Here is an 18,092-nt window from a genome sequence, read left to right as displayed (position 1 = left end):
CTCCGGCCCGGCAGCCAACATCGACAACCCTCCGATAAGCCAAAAAGGCCGCCCCAAAATGGGACGGCCTTTTTTATCGATAAGCGAAATCGTCATTCCCTGGGCCGGACCGAGGCCTCGCCGCGACGGTAGGCCAGCCGGTACGGCTCGTTGCGAACCGCCGCCTCCAGGACCTCGGTGACCGGCGTGAAACTGGTGATGGAGCCGCCGTTGGAGGACACGGTGACATAGACCCGCTGTCCCTTGCGCGGCTTGAAGTAGACCATGTCCTTGGACCGCGTCTGCCAGGCGTACTCGTAGGTCTTGCACCAGGCCGTGAACGGATTGGGGATGTACGGCGTCTGGCCGTAGACCGTCTTGAAGGTCACCTGGAAGAGGGAGCCGTCGCGATTGCCGCCCATGCGCTTGACGTCCGAGACCACGGCGATGGCCTTGATCTCCGACTCCTCGGCCATGCGGGCCAGATAGTCGATATCCTGGGCGTGGGCGGCGGAGGCGAGGAGGGACAACAGCAGGCAGGCGGAAATGGCGTAAATCTTCATGAATATCAATAGCTCGCAAGAACAGGGTGAATGGGGATCGTGTGCACCGTACCGTGTTGATGGCGGGAATGCAACCAGGGGCGGAATCCTTCACAAGCCGTGCGGCGGGAGCGGCGGGCCCCATCGGCTGGCGGGGGGGGAGGCGCGGTCGGGCGGGAAACGGCGTCTAGCGCTTGACCTGGGCCAGGATGACGCGGAGTTCGCGCAGGTTCATTGGCTTGGTAAGGTAGCCGTTCATGCCCGTGGCGAGGATGCGATCCCTGTCCTCGGCCATGGCGTAGGCGGTCAGGGCGATGACCGGGATGTCGCGGCGGTCCTCCCCGGCCTCGCCCCGACGGATGGCGCGGACCGCGTCCATGCCGTTCATCAGCGGCATCTGGATGTCCATGAGCACGAGGTCGAAGTCGCCGCCGCGCAGCGCCTCCAGGGCCTCGCGGCCGTTCTCCACGCCCACGACGCGGTGCCCGTCCTTTTCCAGCAGCCGCCGGGTGGCGATGTGGTTGACCCGGTCGTCCTCGGCCAGGAGGATGTCCAGGGGCGCGATGGGGCCGTCGGCCTGGGCCGGTTTCGGCGGCAAGTCCCGCCCGGCGGACGGGAGGGGAAAGTCGATGGCGAAAAAAACCACGGTTCCTTCCCCGGGCTCGGATTCGAGGTTGATGGAACCGCCCATGAGCGCCACCAGCCGCTTGCAGATGGACAGCCCGAGGCCGGCGCCCTGAAACTCGCGGGTGCACCCTTCGTGGGCCTGGGTGAAGGGGGAGAAGAGCGCGCCGAGCTTCTCCGGCGGGATGCCCTGGCCGGTATCCTCCACGGAGAAGAGCACTCTGGCCGAGCCCGGCGCGGCCGGGGGCAGTCCCTGGGCCTCCAGCACGATCGCCCCGGACGCGGTGAACTTGAAGGCGTTGCCCACCAGGTTGACGAGGACCTGGACCAGGCGGGTGGAGTCGCCCACCAGCCTGCCCGGAATGGCCGGGTCCACCCGGCAGACCAGTGTCACCGCCTGCCGGGCGTTGGCCAGATGGAACATCTCGCATACCTGGGCCACTTCGTCCGCCAGGGCGAAGGGTTTCGCCTGGAGGGAGAGCTTGCCCGCCTCCACGCGGGAGAGGTCCAGGACGTCGGTGAGCAGCCGGTTGAGCCGCCGGGAGGACTGCACGGCCGTGCCGACGTATTCCTCCTGCTCCGGATCAAGGGACGTGGACTGGAGAAGCTGGAGCATACCCAGGATGCCGCCCAGTGGCGTGCGTATCTCGTGGCTCATATTGGCCAGGAACTCGGACTTGGACTGGTTGGCGGCCTCGGCCCGCTCCTTTTCCCGGCGCAGGTCGGCCTGGACCTGCTTGCGCTCCGAGATGTCCCGGACTATGGCCATGACCAGCCCCTCGCCCATGACCTCGGAACCGCTGAGGCTGACCTCCACGTCCAGGCAGGTCCCGTCCTTGCGCCGGTGCCGGGACTCGACGACCATGTTGACGGCGCTCAGGTCGGCGAAGGAGCTCCGGATGGCCGCCTCGTCCATCTCCGCCTCGTACTCCCAGGTGTACATGCCCAGGATTTCCGCCTCGGTGTAGCCCAGCATTTCCGCGAAGCGACGGTTGGTCTCCACCACCTGGTGCTTGCCGTCGATGACGAGGATGCCGTCATTGCTGTTTTCCATGAGAGTCTTGCGGCGCTGCACCTCGCGCTCGATCTCCTCCCGGTGCCGCCGCCGCTCGGTGACGTCCTCCATGGTCCCGATCATGCGGACCGGACGGCCCGCCGCGTCTCGCTCCACCACCTTTCCCCGGACCAGCATCCAGAGCAGCTCGCCGCTGCGGTGACGCATTCGGAACTCCTGTTCGAAGAACTCCCGCTTCCCTTCAAAATGCTCGTGGAGACTCGCGTCCGACGCGGCCATGTCCTCGGCATGGCAAAGGTCCCGCCAGGTCGAGATGTGCATGGGCCGCAGCGCCGGGAGGGCATAGCCGAGCATCCCGGCCCAGTGCTCGTTGAAGACCAGCCCGTCGCTCGGAATGTCCCAGTCCCAAAGCCCGAGGCCCGTGCCGTCCACGGCCAGATGGAGCCGGCTTTCGCTCTCATGAAGGGCCTCCTCGACCTGTCTCCGGGCGGTCACGTCGTGAATGATGGAATGGAGAATGTCCTGGCCGCGCACGGTGAGCCGACTGCTGAACACCTCCACATGGCGCGTGGCCCCGTCGGCGAGGCGGTGCTGGAAGTCGAACCGGGTCTGGCGGCCGGTGCGTGCGCGCTCCACCATGGACGCGACCCTGGCCTCGTCCAGGGTGTTGATATCTTGAATCCGCATGGTCCGCAGCACATCCCGCGACCAGCCGTAGAACCGCTCCGCGGCCATGTTGGCGTCCAGGATGTCCCCGGAGGCGGGGTCGATGAGCAGTTGGACCGCCAGGTGGTCGGAGAAGGTCTTGCGGAACATCTCCTCGCTCTCGTGAAGCCGCTCCTCCATGCGGCGGCGGGCGAGCCGGCCGGCCAGGAACCGGCCCATGAGCACGGTGCATGCCGGGAAGAGCAGGAGCACCGGAGCCGCCGCGTGCCGCAGGACGTGTTCCGCCATGCCCGGGGGCAGGGCCAGCACCATGAGCAGCAGCTCAACGTGCAGGACCAGGCCGAACAGGAACAGTTCCATCCGCGAGATGTCGGCCAGGGGCTTCCTGCGCACCTGCCGCCAGGCCAGGCCGGTGCCCCCGGCCAGGAGGATCAGCCAGAAGCCGGTCCAGGCCCCCGCGCCGCCGATGGCCAGGCGGTAGGCCCCGGTCATGGCCACGGCCACCCAGGTGGGCCCGGGGCCGAAAAACAGGCCGCCCAGGCCGAGCAGCACGGTCCGTGTGTCGATGATGACCCCGGGCTCGGGCGACCAGGGCGTGGCCATGATGAGTATGCCGATCATCCCCAGCCCGACACCGGAGACCATCTGCCCGAGGGCGGGGAGGCGCGCCTTCCCCCGTCCGGAGAGCATGTCGAAAATCAGCACCGCAGCCAGCAGCAGGCAGATGTTATGAAGGAGGGTCAACAGGGAACCCACTTCCACCGGCATGAAAGCTCCTTCGACTCCGTCACGTTGACTCCCGCGATCCGCCAGGGGAAAGGCGCGGCAAGCGCCCGGCTGGCGGGACGGGCCATCTCCACATGTTCGCTCTATGACATTTTCACCATGCGGAATCCATTATAAGCTACTGCGGCCCCGACGGGCCGCCCGCCCCGCACGGAAAAAAGCCTTCCACAAACTCCGATGGAAGGCTTTTTTCAAGCGGTTGCAAGGAAGGGACCGGCCCGCCGGGACAAGAGCTACTTTCGATACCAGGAGCCGTCCGGCTTTTGCAGCCAGGTGCCCGCCGGGGCGGACTCGGCGATGCGCGCGGCCCGGCGCTGCCCCACCATGTCGGGAGTGGTCCCGGCCTTCTTGGCGATGAGCCGATACACGGCCGCCCGGTCCTGGTTCTCCGCGGCCACCACGTCGGCCTGCTTCTTCGCCCCCCGGAAGTCGAGGAATCCCTGGTTGTTCTCGCCCACGGCGCCGTCGGCCAGCAACGCGGCCACCAGGGGTTTGCGGGCGATCATCCGGTCCTTGATCTCTCCGGCCAAGGCCGTCCCCGCAAGGGCGCAGAGGACGAGGGCAAGGGCAAGGGCGGGCAAGTACCTATTTCGCATGGTTGACCTCCGGTTTGGCCGGGACTTCGTCGATGTCTGAGAAGAAGTCGTCCAGGGCCTTGTCGACCTTCACATTGACGTCGATGGTGATGTGGATGGGCTTGACCTCCACGGGCGCGACCTCCACCCGGTGGCTGGAGGAACAGCCCCAGGCCGAGAGCAGCAGAAGGCTGGCCGCGATGCATATGGGATATTTCATGGGAACTCCTTACTGGATCATGTGGACGATATCCTTATAGAGCAATATCCGGTTCAAGGGTACACTGAAATTCACGTCCAGCCGGAGGCCCTGGAAGTTGGACCCCTGCACGTCCCCGATGACCCGGATGAAGCCGCCGAACTCCTTTTTGTAGACAAAGGGCAGCACCCTGGCGGGCTTGCCGTCCAGCGACAGCCGGACCAGCAGGTTTTCGCCCACGGAGTCCGCCTTGATGCGCACCCACTTGTACTGGTAGTCGCGGACCGCCTCCCGGGCAAGCTCCAACTGGCCTCGCTGGGGCGTGCCCTCCGGGATGGCGGCCACCAGCTCCCGCATGGCCTCCACCCGGATGACCCCGCCCTCCCCGGGCGTGGAATGCAGGAAGCCGCCGTTGAAGGCGATCTTGCCGCGCTCCCAGGTCACGGGCAGTTCGCCCGACAGGGCCGCCTCGCCCTCGGCGTTGGCCAGCTCCAACTGGGCGAGCAGCGCCGACAGCCTCAGCTCGGAGCAATAGAGGGTGACGCCGTAGGCGTCGGAACCGGGGACCACCCGGAAGGCGTTGCTGAAGACGTGGCCGCCGCACCAGTCGAACCCGGCCCGCTCCACCAGCACCGCCCCTCCGGCCTCCAGTTGATAGGTGACCTTGCCGTTGGTCAGGGCGATCTTGCCGGATTGCAGGGAGTCGAACGTCAGTTGCTGGGCCGGGGCGCTGCGCAGCCCGATCAGGTCCGGGCTGACGAACGCCGCGTTGATGCCCCGGATGGCGGTGCCGTTCGCGTCCATGGCCAGGACACCGTCGGAAAAGGAGGCCCCGAGGCGGCTTTGGACGCCCTCCTCGTCGACCTTGAGCGTCCCCTCGGCCCGGAGGGTCCCGGTCAGGGTCACGCCCTTCAGGGATGGGGCCAGGGTCGCGGGATCGAACCCGTCGGAGAGCGCATAGCCTCCCACGCCGAACGAGAGGTCCGTGCGGTTGTCGATCAGCGAGGAGATGCCGGAGAACGGGACGCGCAACCCCGGCAGCAGCTCCGTGGACAGCGTGCCGTCGTAGGCGACGGCCGCGCCCCGCTGCCGGACGCGGGCGGCCACGTCGCCCAGCTTGCGCTCTCGGAGCCTGAGCCCGGAGAGCCGCACCTGTCCCGGCTTGCCCGCCTTGGCCGCGGGCCACCGGAGCGGCAGGGTCAGCCGCACGGGGCCGGAGCCGAATCCGGTCTTGTCGATGGCCGTGGCGCGCGTGTCGCATTGCAGGAGCACGTCCGCCGATTGCGGACCGGCCGTCCCGCGCACGGTCAGGGCGAAGCCGTCCAGCCGGACGGTCCGGCCCCCGGCCTCAAGGTTGAGCCGGGCCGGATTGGCCGCCGAGAGCGAGACGTCCCACAGGCCGCCGCCGTCCCGCCTGCGGCCGGCGTCCAGCCGGCCGTCCAGCTCCACCCCGGCCCCGGCAAGGGCGAACCGGACGAAGACGGATTCGGCGCTTGCGCCGCCTGACCGGATGCCCACGCGAATGGGCGCGGGTGCGGACAGGGACACGTCGTCCATGGAAAAGGAGAGGGTCCGGTCAGCCACTGTCCCGCGCGCCCTGAGCACCGCGCCGTCGGCCAGGCGCAGGCCGAGGGCGTCCAGCCCGCACCGGGCCGCCGAGACCTCGAATTCGCCGCGCAGGGCGTCCGGTCGCGCCAGGTCGATCCGGGCCCGCAGCGAGAGGTCGGCCTCGCCCGTGACGGGCCGGGGCAGGAGGTCGGCGAAGGCCCCCAATTGCAGGGCCTTGGCCCGGACAACCAGCGCCAAGTCGTTCCAGGTCGGGCCGAGGTCGCCCTCCACCTCGACCGCCTGGTCGCGCGGGCGCAACCGGCCGGAAAAATGCAGCGTCCTCCCCGGCTCGATGTCCGCCGAAAAGGGGGCCGAGAGGGCCCGCCCGTCGATCAGGCAGTGCAGCGTGGCGTCGCGGAGGGTCAGGGTGTCGAAGGGAAGGTCGGGCAGGTCGCCGGAGGAGCCGCCGTTGTCGGACTTGGGCAACCGGTCCAGGGCCGGGCAGGCGAAGCCCTTGCCGTCGTAGGCCACGGACAGGGACGCGCCGTCCAGGATGACCGCATGGACCCGGCCCAGCTTGAGCGAGGCGGGGGTGTAGGTGACGTGGACGTTGGCCAGCCGGAGCCCGTCGGCCTCGTCCCCGAGCCGCACCGGCCCGATGTCCGCCGAAAACAGCCCGGCGTCGCGGATGTGGAATTCCGCCAGCGGCAGCCCCATGTCCCCGGCCAGCTTCGGCACCAGCCGCTCCAGGTAGCCCGGCGTCCAGACCGTCAGCCACCAGCCCGCGCCCAGCGCAACCGCCAGGAGCCAGGGAACGATCAGGGCCGTCCATTTCAGCATTTTCCTGCCAAGGGAACCGGACATGCCTGGTTTGTATCCGCTTCCGTGCGAACTTGGCAAGCCGCCGCCACGCGCCCCGGATGGCCGAAGCACGAAAAAAAGCCTTCCATCGAATGAGGTAACCGAAAAGAAGTGTATCCTCCCCGGACGAGCCCACTACTCTCGTCCGGGGGTGTTTAATGTTAGTGATTAGCGCTCAGCGTCAACCCACATGGGGAAGGGGCGGTTCTTTGCGCGAATGACCTTTCCGGTCTTGGGACAAATGCGTGTCCACCGGAAGATCAAAACCTTGCCTTCGTATTCCGAGTTTTTCATGATGAAATCCTCGCAGGAGGCAGCCCCCTTGACTTTTGCCAAGCAGTAGGGTATGCAAATGGTGCTTAAACACTTTGCCCCTCAAGGGGTTCCCGATCCGGCCTCAACGGTTGGGATTTCGGGAAAAGGTCTGGAGTGGTGGTACACTCCAGACCTTTTTAATTTATATAAAAAGTTTTTTTACCTCTCCATTTCCTACCATTTGGGCGTGGATTCGATAGTTTTTACGTTCATTTCTGACACGCCCTGCCACAATGGCCACATGAATATCGAGCTGCTTTGCCAACTCGATAATGCCTTTCTTGCTCGCTTTTTGTTTCGCCTCGCTGGCTGCCCACACGTCGGGTGGAATGAACGCATTCGCTGCTTCCGTGTTAGCTTCCTCTTCAATGTCACCCTGTGCCCCCTGAATGTCCCAAATGCAGGTCTGTTTTTTGGAGAGGTGCTTGAGAATGTGCACGAGTTCATGGAGAAGAGTGAACCAAAAATAGTCAATGCGGTCGTGTCTAAGCGTCAGACCGACTACCGGTGTCCCGTTTTCCAGAAGTAGTGCAATCCCATCCAGGTAGGTTTGTTTAAGTTGCGGCTCGATAATGAGAATGACGCCGTGCTTGGCCAGATATTCTTTTGCCAAAAGTGGGCCTTCATCAAACACGCTTAAGTGTGCAATTTTACACAAATGTTTTTCTTCCAGGGAAAAGGCGGGGACATCATCCAGCATTTCCAGCGCTCTTTTGCGAACAACAAGCTCCCAAGCGAAGGTTGCGTAGCGATCTCCATTTCTTCCATTCCAAGAACCTTGGCGGTGACAGGCGGCTGTCATGGGCGGATAGCCAGCCGCTTCAATGAGTTCTCGAATACTTTCCTCCGCGCGGTCTTTTATATTTTTTGCCTCTACTACTCCGCGTCTTGCTAATTCCTTGAGCGGAAAGTGACTCCAATCCAGATCATTGTATGCGCATGGAAATTCCGCCTTGGGATTTTGAAGCAAGACTTCCGCCGGAATATTGAGTCCTGCATTCAAAGCGCGCATCATTTGAAGGGTTAACTCTCTTTTCCCGTTGAGCACCTCAGAAACTCGGCTTTTGGTGCCAAAGTAGGGCAACATCTCTTCGGCCCTGAGGCCGAGCTGGTCCATACGGAAAAGGATGGCCTCCACCGGTGAAGGCATATCGATAGGGAAGGCCTGTTCCTCGTATTTTTCGATGAGGTGGACGAGCAGTTCCAGTTCATCCTCCTCTTGAGGCGTAAGCTGCTCTGCCGTCATCAGCATCTCAACACGGGCCAGGGCCTCCTCATGGTCCTGCGTTGTCTTGATCAGCTTTGCCATCTCACACCATCCCTGCATTTATGCCGTTATACTCTTTGTGCGTTCCAACGAAACGGATATACACTATTTTTTGTTTAAACTTGATTAAAGCGACGAGACGAAAGTCATTCCCTTTAATATCAAAAACGTACCTGTCGTTGCCAACCGGTGAGACTTTGGGAAAATGTCTCTTGATATCTGTCCAGTCTCCCCATTCGGCATGTTTTACCTCATAATACCAGCTTTCAAGGGCCGACTTCGAAATCGGATGTATGTTCCAGCACTCCCTCAACTGGGCACGCGAGATAATCCTCATCAGAACTTCAGCCTCATAATTTCATTATATGTCGTTCCCAAGAAAAAGCAATAAGAAAGTTCCCATGCTGGGAATATACATTGAACGCCTCATGAAATCAAACAATATTTTTTGAGAACTGCAAATGGAGGGGCTGGTTGGGAGAACAACGAAAAAGGGTTCCGCCATTTCTGGCGAAACCCTTTGTTTCCAAGTGGTGCTCAGGGACAGAATTGAACTGCCGACACGGGGATTTTCAGTCCCCTGCTCTACCGACTGAGCTACCTGAGCACGCAGTCGAGGAGAGGTAATTACCGAAACGAGGGGTGGTTGGCAAGCCCTTTTTTCGGAAAGCGCTGGGTTTTTATTTCCCCTTCCGCTCGTATTGCGCCGGGTCGATCTCGCCGCGCGGGTCCGTGCCCATGGCCTTGATCCGCGCCGCGTACCCTCGGCGCAGCGCGTCCAGGTAATCCACGTCCAAGGGGCCCTTCCAGGTGGTGATCTCGGTGTAGCGCTTGGGAATCTTGACCTTGTCCGGGTCGTAGCCCATGTCCAGGCGCAGCCGCCACCGGGCGCACTGGATGCGCTGGCCGATGTCCTGCAGTTTTCCGTTCAGTTCGCCGTAGCCCAAGGCGTCCAGCGCCGCGGCCAGTTCCTCGTCCTTGTAGACCCCGCGCGAAAACAGGCAGCCCACCATGGAGTTGAGCACGATCCGGTCCCGGCCGTCGTTGACCAGGAAGTCCAGCGCGGGCTCCACCTCGCGCTCCTCATGCTTCTGGTCCCAGGAATAGCCGCCCGCGTCCAGGTGGGCGTGGCGGAACCCCAGGGCCTCGGACACGAAGAAAACCTCGCCCGTGGCGTAGCCCGCCATCTCCTGGCCGAGCACGCAGGCGAAGTCCTCGCCCCCGTACTGTCTGGCGCACTTCATGGTGCCCTGGGCCAGCAGGCGGTAGAAGTCATTGGGCGGGGTCCCGAGAAATTCCACGCCCTTCATGTAGGTGTCGGCGTCGCCCCAGTTGAAGCGGACCAGGGTCTCGGCCTCGGTGATCACGCCCTTGTCCAGGGCCTCGGTGCACCAGGCCAGGGCCACGCCCGCGCTCATGTTGTCCAGCCCCACCTTCTCGATGACGTCCAGGATGCGCAGCACCTGGCCGGGGTCCGTGACCTCCAGCATGCCGCCGCAGGAGAAGATGGGCTCGTAGTCGTAGCCCACCTGGCGGTAGAGGTACTGGTTGTTGGCCTGGAACTGCTCGCGCACGAAGCCCACGTGGATGCAGCCCACCGGACAGCCCGCGCAGGCGGCGTTGCGCAGCAGGGTGTCGTCGGCGAAGGTCTCGCCCGAGATCTTGTCGGCCTCGGGGCTGCTGGTCTGCTGAAGGTTCTTCCAGGGCAGACTCTTGAGTTTGTTGAGCGGGCTGATGTTCACGGCCGTGCCCACGCCGTGGTACTTGGCCATCATCTCGGTGGTGGTCAACTGCTCGAAGATGTGCTGGTAGAGCTTGGGATACGCCTTGCCCTCGGGCAGGGGGAAGCCCCGGTCGCCCAGGATGCAGATGCCCTTCAGGTTCTTGGCGCCCATGACCGTGCCGCCGCCCAGCCGGCCGAAGTGGCGGTAGGTGTCCACGTTGATGCAGGCGAAGGCGGAGCGGTTCTCGCCCGCCGGGCCGATGCGCAGGATGGAGCGGCGGCCCGAGCCGGGGAAGATCTTTCGCAGCACCCGGCCGGTCTGGAGCGCGTCGAACCCGCGCATGTACTCCACGTCCCGGGTCTCCACCCGGCGGGAGCCCACGCACAGGGCCGTCAGCCGCTCGGCCCGGCCCACGACCACCAGGCCGTCCAGGTCCGCGAACCGGAGCGACAGGGCGGATTTCCCGCCCGCGTAGCTCTCGGCGTACTGGTTGTGGTAGGGCGAGCGGAAGGCGCAGCAGGTCTTGCTCATGAGCGGGTAGTAGCCCGTCAGGGGCCCGATGGTCAGGATCAGCGGCTGGTCCGGGTGGTCCCAGTCCGCGTCCACCCGGCCATACTTGCGGAAGAGCAGGGCCGCCAGGCCGCAGCCGCCCAGAAATTCCGAACGGCCGCCGATCTCGACGATATTGGTCTTGCCCGTGGTCAGGTTGACCACCATGACGCGGAAGAATTCCCTAATCATCGGCCGCCTCCCCGCCCTTTGCGGGCAAGTCCACCAGCTCCAGGCAGTCGTGCGGGCAGAAGGCCACGCAGCGGCCGCAGTGGATGCAGACGTAGGGGTTCACCTCGTGGTCCAGGAAGATGGCCTCCACCGGGCAGGCCTCGGCGCACTTGCCGCAGCGGATGCACAGGTTCTCCTTGTGCATGACCCCGCCGTCGCGACGCGGGGCCATGGCCCCGGTGGGACAGGCCTGCGCGCACGGGGCCGGGCTGCACGCCAGGCAGACCCGCGCCTCGAATCCGGTGGAGAGCCCGCCCGCCGACGCGATGCGGATGCCCGCCTTGTTCCACGACAGCACCTTGTGCACCAGCCTGGCGCAGGCCAGGGAGCACGAGTGGCAGCCGATGCACCGCTCCATGCGCGATGCCCTGAGTGCTTTCATGTTCGCCTCCGGCACCCCGCCCCGCTTCTGCGGGAGGGGGACGGTTCATTACTTTACGAGTTCCAGGATGTCATGTTTGAGCGCCCAAAGCACATGGTTTTCCGCCATGGCTTCATCCAGGAGCGGCTCCAGTTCGGTAAGCTTGCGCATCAGGGTGCCGCTGTCAACGGGTTTGCGGGCCAGGAAGGCCAGTTTGCGGGCCGCCTCGGGCCGGATGGTCCAGCCCAGGCCCGCATAGAGCGAGGGAAAGTCCCGGTTGCGGTAGAACGCCTCGCCCGTGCGTCCGGTGCGGACCACGCAGGACGGGTCCAGGACGCGGCTCGCATAATGGCCGAAGAGGCGGCCGTAGGGCATGGACTGGGGATGGTTCAAGGCGCGCAGGGAGGCCGGGTCCGCCGGGGCGCGCCACAGCCCGTCCCAGAGGTCCAGGTACTGGCGGATCACCCCGCTCCAGGAGAAATGGTCGAGGACCCGCCGCCGGGCGGCCGCGCCCATGGACCGGCGCAGCTCGGGCGAACGGATCAGCGCGCCCAAGGCCTCGGCCAGGGCCGGGACCTCCACGGCCGTGCGCTGGGCCAGGAGCAGGTGATACTGGTTGTCGAAGAGCAGCGGGGCCAGCAAGTCCGCGTCCGGCGTGGCGGCCGGGCCGATGGTCGGGACCAGCAGTCCGGTCTCGCCGTGGACCACGATGTCGCGATAGCCGTCATAGTCCGAGACCACGGCGGGCAGGCCGAAGGCCCCGGCCTCGGCCAGGGTGATGCCGAAGGTCTCCTGCGGATTGTCAGCGATGGACACGAACACGTCGGCCGCGCGGAACAGCGCCGCCTTCTCCGCCTCGGTGGGCCGCGTCCGGACCGTCAGGGGGATGCCCGCGTTGCGCGCCAGCCCCTCGATCATGGGCAGGTAGTCGCCGTTCTCGTCGCTCCACCCGGCCAGGACCAGCTCCACCGAGGCCGGGTCCAGCCCGTCCGAGACCAGGCGATGCAGGGCGCGCAGGAGCGGCAGCAGGTCCATCTTGGAGTGATGGGAAAGGCGGCCGAAGACCAGCAGGCGCACCGGACCGCCGTCGGGCCGGCCCTCGCCGGGAGTCATGGCCTCGGCGTCCACGGCCAGGGGGATGCGCGCCAGGCGCGGGCCGGGAAAGGCCCGCTCGTCCAGCCCATATCCCTCGCGCAGCCAGGCGAGGAACCGCTCCACGGCCCCCTGCCCGGCGGCCGAGGTGCAGACGATGGCGTCACGCGCCGTGGCCCCCGGCCAGAGCTGGCGCAGGAAGGGCTCCGCGTAGCCCGCGTAGCTCAGGGAGTGGATGATCCCGGTGATGGGAAAGATTTCGGGCGCGTAGCGGTTGCGCAGCCGGGCCAGGGCGGGCTGGCTGACGATGCAGTCCGAGAGGTGGAAGCAGCGGAACCGCTCGCGGGCCAGGGCGTCCGGCAGCTCCCGCCGGTCCAGGATGCGGATGCGGCCCGCGTCGAGCAGGGCCGGGGCCGCCTTGGCCAGATGGCTGCGCAACGCCTCGGCCAGCCCCTGGTCGCCCAGGAAGAAGCAATATTCGTCAAAGGGGTCGGCCCGGAGCAGCCCGTCCAAAAAGCGGACGTTGGCCACCTTCCGGCCCAGCACCGGGCCGGGCTCGTAAAACGGGTCCAGCGTGCCCCATCTGCGTTTTTCCTCGGGCATACCTAGGAGAAAACCGCATTGGCCCGTTTTGTCAATGGATTTCGCCGCCGAGCCCGCCCCCTCTCCCCCGGAAGGACCAGGCCGGGCGGCAAAACCTTCCCCCTCTCCCGCGACGGAACCGGCCGAAGGTTCAAAAAATATGACCCGCTATCCCGACGCGATACGGTGTGCAAAGCCCGCCGTTTGTCCACCTCTCCCCTGTCTCCGCGCGCTTTGGCCTTCATTTTGCTCAGCATCCTGTGCAGACGCTCTTGCGTCAGCTTTTTGACTCTCGAAGGAGACGGAGACATGCAGAAAAAAATCATGAAACGGGGCAAGCGGCCGGAGCTCATGTGGGGACTGGGCCTGACCGACGAGCTTGAGCGCCAGATCACCGAGAGCGTTGGCCCCGGCTTCCACCTGCGGAATTTCCCGGCCGACGCCCTGCCGGGCGCGCGCGAGCTGGACCAGGAGGAAAAGCCCGCCACGACCTGGATTCCCTGGTCGGTCTGGAGCGACCTTGGCGAGCACCGCCGCGAGCAGTACCGCGAGCAGGAATCCACCCAGCGCGTCCTCATCCAGGAGGAGGGCGACGACGCCCTCGAAATGGACCGCGTGCTGGGCGAGGGCTTCCTCACCGTGGTCCGCGCCCCGCTGACGCGCCCCAAGGTCCAGGACGTGCTCTTCCGCGCCAAGGAAGTGACCAGCATGTACTCGGACATCTACCGCATGACCGAGGAGATCATGCTGGAGCGCGAGCTGCTGGCCCGCAAGACCGACCAGTTGCTCTTCCTGAACAAGATCCTGGCCTCGGCCACCGAGAGCCTGGACCCGTCCACCATCCTGCTCAACGCCAAGGAGACCCTGGGCCTGGTCCTGCCGGTCCGGATGCTCAACGCGGTGTTCTGGAGCAACCAGGCCGAGTCCGAGGTGGCGGACGTGGAGATATTTCTGAACGGCAAGATGACCCCGGAGACCGAGGGGCTGTGGGTGGAGCACCTGCTCGCCTCGGCCGCGGACATGGGTAGCGGGCCCGTCAACGGGTTCCACATCCTGCACACCGATCCCAAGCGCCGCCCGGAATACGGGCTGAAGCCCGGAGACGGCAAGCTGGTGACCATGCCGCTCACGGCCGGGCACCAGACCTTCGGCTGTCTGGCCCTGCTCTGCGAGTCCGGCTACCGGCTGGGCAAGGACCAGGTGGAGACCTTCCGCTCGGCCGTGAACCACCTCGGCCTGGCCCTGCGCAACGCCATGGTCTTCAAGGAGGTCAAGCTGCGCGCCGACCGCGACGGCCTGACCCGCATCTACAACCGCCATTCCTTCGACGAACGGCTGGTCTACGAGATCAAGCGCCGCCGCCGCTACAACCACGACCTTTCCCTGCTCATGGTCGACCTGGACCACTTCAAGCAGGTCAACGACACCTACGGCCACCAGGCCGGGGACATGGTCCTGCGCAAGGTCGGCGAGATTCTGACCGACACCTTCCGCACCACCGACCTGCCCGCGCGCTACGGCGGCGAGGAGTTCGTGGTCCTGCTGCCCCACACCAGCGAAAAGGCGGCCTGGAAGCTGGCCGAGCGCGTGCGCGGGGCCATCGAGAACACCCGGTTCAGCTACGACGGGCACGACTTCGCGGTCACGGCGTCCATCGGCGTGGCCTCGGTGGAGGCGGGCGCCCTGACCCGCGACGACGACCTGATCGTCAAGGCGGACAAGGCCCTTTACGCGGCCAAGCACAACGGCCGCAACATGGTCGTCATCTCCAAGCCGCAGATGGCCCAGGCCATGCTCCTCTAGCCGGTCCGGCTTCCCACGTCACCCATCGGGCCGACGCCGCAGGGCGTCGGCCCTTTCCGTTCGCCCCGCGCCTTGAAACCCGACGGCGATTCCCATATATTGTTTTATATTGTTTCTTCGCAGCGACAGGGAAACCGGGCGCATTGCTTCAAAGCCGCAAGGAGGAATGGCGTGGCAGTGGAATATAAATTCGGCGGAAGGTACAAGGTCATCAAGGGCGAGACGTACCCCATAAAACGGGCGGACCTCGAACGCGCACTGGAAGAGGCCGGGGTTACCGATCTGGAAGAGATCAGTTACGTCAGCGTCAAGTCCGCGTCTTCGAAGGGCGACCCCGTCGCGAGCATCTGGATGACGGGAGAGGCCATCATTCCGGGAATGTGGATGAAACGCTCGCCCAGTCTGATTGTCTCTTCCATTCCCGTGGAGGTCTCCCAGGAAATCAAGGAACTCATCGAAAAGGAAAACATCTTGGGGAAAATGGCCCTATGGCTCCGGGAACTGGAAAAGGCCGAAAACGTCCGGCGGAGCCAAAGCCAAAGTTTTAGAATCTACTACAGGGAAGGCAAACTCGTCATAGAGGCCACAAAATAGCGGGGCGGGGAAACCCGCCCCGCCCGGATCAGGTTTGGTCCGGGGAGTCGACGGGCCCTCCCCGCAGAATCCGCTCGAACAGGGGAACGTTGAAGATGAAGAACGGCGGCACCGGCCTGACCTTGCCGTCGGTCAGAATCTTGAGCGCCCCGGCCAGTTGGTCCGCCCGGCGCAGCAGCTTGGTGCGCGCCTTGCCCTTGGCCGATTTGGCCTCACTCCGGTGCCGTTCGATTTCGTTGCGAAGTTTGTTTTTTATTCTACCTTTCCCTTCTTGGTCAGCTTTTTCATACTCCTCCTTAAAACCCTCCAAATACGGATCATTGCCGCTGGCCTTTCCGCTTCTGCCCTGGCCCTTGGACTGGACCATGCCGGAGACTGCCTCGGTCCCGGTTGAGCCGCCTGACGGCCCGGCTTCGCCGGAGGCATTTTCGTCGCGCCGGTCCGGCTCCAGGCTGGCGGAGCCCCCGGCCAGGAGGGATCGGCTCCTGGAGCGGCTCCCGGCCGCACAGTCGAACCCCTGCGAGACCCGGTCCGCCAGCGGCGGCGGAGCCGCCGGAGCCGCCGTCTTCTTCGAGTCTCCTCCAAACGGTTCGCCGGTCTTCTGATCCGCCAGGTCCTCCTTGGAGCCCAGCGTATGGTTCCAGGAAAACCCGGCCCCTTCGTGCTCGGGCTTCCAGTCGGCGGGCTTGTCCACGCCCCACCACTTGAAGGACCGGTAGTCGTCCTTCTTCTTCCGGAGGTCGCCGTCGGCCCGGACCGGCTCATACACGCCGTCCGCGTATTTGATCCACTTCCGCTCCTGCCGGTTGGCGTCCGGGTTGTACCGAAAGGCGCCGTTGGTGTCGTTCTCGCCAAACTGCCCCTCGGGCTTCTTGAATGCATCCTGCATGTTTCCTCCTTGTTGTTCGTCCCTGCGGACGGTTCCTTCCAGGCGCGCCGAAAAGCCTACCACGGGTTTTCGGCTCCCGGGAAAAAGGCGAAAATAAACAGGAGAACGGGTAGAAAAAGCATAACTTGGCAGCTTGACAGGGGCCGAAGACAAGGGTGAATCAGCACCCGCCCGATCATACGAGGCGGGAAGCCCCGCCCTGTACAAAATGCGCCCGGACGGGTACAGACGATACCATGATGGTCAAAGTGGATCGCCTGTCCCACAACTTCGGGGCCTACTGGGCACTCAAGGACGTTTCCTTCTCCCTGGACAAGGGGGAATTCCTGTTTCTGACCGGCCACTCCGGCGCGGGCAAGACCACCCTGCTGAAACTGCTCTACGGCGCCCTGCCCGTGACGCGCGGCCGCGCCTCCGTGGCCGGGGTCCAGCTCAACGACCTGAAACGGCGCAACATCCCCCTGCTGCGGCGCAAGGTCGGCGTGGTCTTCCAGGACTTCAAGATCCTGCCCCGGCGCACCGTCTTCGACAACGTGGCCATGGCCCTCGAAGTACGCGGCATGCCCCGCACCCACCTGGAACGCCGCGTCCGCGCCATCATCCGGGCCATGGGCCTGGAGACCAAAAGCTACTCCCCCTGCGAACGCCTCTCCGGCGGCGAACAGCAGCGCGTGGCCATCGCCCGGTCCATGGTCGCCAACCCGGAACTCATCCTGGCCGACGAGCCCACCGGCAACCTCGACTTCGACCTGACCATGCACCTCATGGAAATCTTCAAGCAGTTCAACACCTACGGCACCACCGTCATCATGGCCACCCACAGCCGCGAGGTCCTGGACTGCGTGCCCGACGCCAAGGTCCTCCACCTCCAGGAAGGCCGCATCGCCGAGGGCGAGGGCGTGGACCCCTTCCCTGAGGACGGGGAGGACGAGAACGGGGAGGACGAACTGTGATCGGCCAGTTCCTCCGCCTCACCCTGCGCGGCATCGCCGACATCCGGCTCCACCCCTGGGCCCAGCTCCTGACCCTGGTGGCCGTGGCCATGGTCACCCTGCTCACCGGCTTCATCCTGCTCGGCCTGTTCAACGTCAACCAGCAGCTCCTCAAGACGCGCGGCGAGGTCGAGTTCCAGGTCTACTGGAAAACCGGCCTCCCCGCCGAAGCCGTGCTGGAGGACTGGGCCGCCATCCGCAAGCTGGACCACCTCGCCGACCTCAAGACCTTCACCCCGGAAAACGCCCTGACCGAACTGGCCTCCGCCCTGGGCGAAACCGGCGACTTCTCCTGGCTCGCGGACAACAATCCCCTGCCCTACTCCGGCCTGGCCAGCTTCGCCGTGCCGCCCGAGGCCCAGCAGGAAGGCTGGGCCGAAACCCTGCTCACCAGACTCAACGCCCTGCCCGGCGTGGACAAGGTCAACTACACGCCCTTCCAGGCCGACCTGGCCCAGGGCTGGCGCACCGTCACCCGGCTCATCTTCTGGCCCATCCTCGGCTTCCTCGGCCTCATCGTCTCGCTCGTGGTCCACAATACCATCAAGCTCTCGCTCCTGACCCGCATGGACGAGGTCGAAATCCTCTCCCTGGTCGGCGCGCGGCCCAGCTACATCCGCTGGCCCCTGCTCACCGGCGGGTTCATCCAGGGACTCTTCGGCGCGGCCGCCGGCATCGGCCTGCTCAAGGCCGTCCACTCCGCCGCCGCCGACGTGCTCAACTTCCCGCCCTTCCTCATCGAAATCCAGTTCCTGCCCTGGCAACAACTCGCCATCCTCGCCGCCGCCGTCACCCTCGTCTCCACCCTGAGCAGTTGGGTGGCCGTGAAATAGGCTGCGGAGAACCGGAGGGAAGGGAAGGGGGGAACCTTTTGAAAAAGGTTCCCCCCTTCCCTTCC

General features: G+C 65.0%; 15 protein-coding genes and 1 tRNA gene. 4 read left to right on the top strand and 12 right to left on the bottom strand.

Features of this window, described 5'->3' with window-relative positions:
• Nucleotides 1–92 precede the first annotated feature (92 nt).
• The 11 genes from PHP91_RS10445 to PHP91_RS10400 all read right to left on the bottom strand — a co-directional run bounded on the left by PHP91_RS10445 (nucleotide 93) and on the right by PHP91_RS10400 (nucleotide 12,937).
• On the bottom strand, nucleotides 93–542 hold the full coding sequence (locus PHP91_RS10445) for a hypothetical protein (RefSeq protein WP_300140271.1): 450 nt from the start codon (nucleotides 540–542) through the stop codon (nucleotides 93–95).
• A gap of 166 nt (nucleotides 543–708) precedes the next feature.
• Nucleotides 709–3,594: a PAS domain S-box protein gene (locus tag PHP91_RS10440; RefSeq protein WP_300140269.1), complete on the bottom strand. Its 2,886-nt coding sequence runs from the start codon at nucleotides 3,592–3,594 to the stop codon at nucleotides 709–711.
• A gap of 251 nt (nucleotides 3,595–3,845) precedes the next feature.
• Nucleotides 3,846–4,208, bottom strand: a complete 363-nt coding sequence (locus PHP91_RS10435; RefSeq protein WP_300140267.1) for a YdbL family protein — start codon at nucleotides 4,206–4,208, stop codon at nucleotides 3,846–3,848.
• Complete coding sequence (locus PHP91_RS10430; RefSeq protein ID WP_300140265.1) at nucleotides 4,198–4,407, bottom strand: hypothetical protein; 210 nt, start codon at nucleotides 4,405–4,407, stop codon at nucleotides 4,198–4,200. Before PHP91_RS10430 ends, PHP91_RS10435 begins: the two co-directional genes overlap by 11 nt.
• Nucleotides 4,408–4,416: 9 nt before the next feature.
• The gene (locus tag PHP91_RS10425) at nucleotides 4,417–6,774 is read right to left on the bottom strand and encodes a YdbH domain-containing protein (protein ID WP_300140263.1); all 2,358 of its coding nucleotides are present in this window, start codon (nucleotides 6,772–6,774) and stop codon (nucleotides 4,417–4,419) included.
• A 478-nt stretch (nucleotides 6,775–7,252) separates the two neighbouring features.
• Nucleotides 7,253–8,419 (bottom strand): hypothetical protein, encoded by a 1,167-nt coding sequence (locus tag PHP91_RS10420; protein ID WP_300140261.1) that lies wholly within the window; start codon nucleotides 8,417–8,419, stop codon nucleotides 7,253–7,255.
• 1 nt (nucleotide 8,420) lies between these two features.
• A complete protein-coding gene (locus PHP91_RS17295; protein WP_366141560.1) occupies nucleotides 8,421–8,714 on the bottom strand; it encodes a type II toxin-antitoxin system HigB family toxin in 294 nt (97 codons plus the stop codon).
• 194 nt (nucleotides 8,715–8,908) lie between these two features.
• Nucleotides 8,909–8,984: transfer RNA gene (locus tag PHP91_RS10415), tRNA-Phe, on the bottom strand.
• A gap of 73 nt (nucleotides 8,985–9,057) precedes the next feature.
• Nucleotides 9,058–10,842: an aldehyde ferredoxin oxidoreductase C-terminal domain-containing protein gene (locus PHP91_RS10410; protein WP_300140259.1), complete on the bottom strand. Its 1,785-nt coding sequence runs from the start codon at nucleotides 10,840–10,842 to the stop codon at nucleotides 9,058–9,060.
• Nucleotides 10,835–11,263, bottom strand: a complete 429-nt coding sequence (locus PHP91_RS10405) for a 4Fe-4S binding protein (protein WP_300140257.1) — start codon at nucleotides 11,261–11,263, stop codon at nucleotides 10,835–10,837. The genes PHP91_RS10410 and PHP91_RS10405 overlap by 8 nt, the downstream gene beginning before the upstream one ends.
• Before the next feature lie 48 nt (nucleotides 11,264–11,311).
• Nucleotides 11,312–12,937 (bottom strand): glycosyltransferase family 4 protein, encoded by a 1,626-nt coding sequence (locus tag PHP91_RS10400; RefSeq protein ID WP_300140255.1) that lies wholly within the window; start codon nucleotides 12,935–12,937, stop codon nucleotides 11,312–11,314.
• A 288-nt stretch (nucleotides 12,938–13,225) separates the two neighbouring features.
• Here PHP91_RS10400 and PHP91_RS10395 point away from each other — a divergent pair, with 288 nt between their 5' ends.
• Together PHP91_RS10395 and PHP91_RS10390 are read left to right on the top strand one after the other, a co-directional pair.
• Complete coding sequence (locus PHP91_RS10395; protein WP_300140253.1) at nucleotides 13,226–14,719, top strand: GGDEF domain-containing protein; 1,494 nt, start codon at nucleotides 13,226–13,228, stop codon at nucleotides 14,717–14,719.
• 171 nt (nucleotides 14,720–14,890) lie between these two features.
• Nucleotides 14,891–15,313 carry a hypothetical protein gene (locus tag PHP91_RS10390; RefSeq protein ID WP_300140251.1) on the top strand — a complete coding sequence of 141 codons (423 nt, stop codon included), beginning with the start codon at nucleotides 14,891–14,893 and terminating at the stop codon, nucleotides 15,311–15,313.
• A 28-nt stretch (nucleotides 15,314–15,341) separates the two neighbouring features.
• On the opposite strand, the gene PHP91_RS10385 is transcribed toward PHP91_RS10390, so the two are convergent.
• Nucleotides 15,342–16,202 (bottom strand): hypothetical protein, encoded by an 861-nt coding sequence (locus PHP91_RS10385; protein ID WP_300140249.1) that lies wholly within the window; start codon nucleotides 16,200–16,202, stop codon nucleotides 15,342–15,344.
• Between the two features lie 239 nt (nucleotides 16,203–16,441).
• On the opposite strand from PHP91_RS10385, the gene ftsE reads away from it, so the two are divergent.
• Together ftsE and PHP91_RS10375 are read left to right on the top strand one after the other, a co-directional pair.
• Nucleotides 16,442–17,155, top strand: coding sequence for a cell division ATP-binding protein FtsE (gene ftsE, locus PHP91_RS10380; RefSeq protein WP_300140247.1), 714 nt, complete (start codon nucleotides 16,442–16,444; stop codon nucleotides 17,153–17,155).
• Nucleotides 17,152–18,027 carry a permease-like cell division protein FtsX gene (locus tag PHP91_RS10375; protein ID WP_300140245.1) on the top strand — a complete coding sequence of 292 codons (876 nt, stop codon included), beginning with the start codon at nucleotides 17,152–17,154 and terminating at the stop codon, nucleotides 18,025–18,027. The genes ftsE and PHP91_RS10375 overlap by 4 nt, the downstream gene beginning before the upstream one ends.
• Nucleotides 18,028–18,092: the final 65 nt, after the last annotated feature.

Origin of the sequence: Pseudodesulfovibrio sp. (genome assembly GCF_028692895.1) — a bacterium.
In the GTDB taxonomy this organism is placed as follows: domain Bacteria; phylum Desulfobacterota; class Desulfovibrionia; order Desulfovibrionales; family Desulfovibrionaceae; genus Pseudodesulfovibrio.
This window is presented reverse-complemented; position numbering and strand designations above follow the sequence as displayed.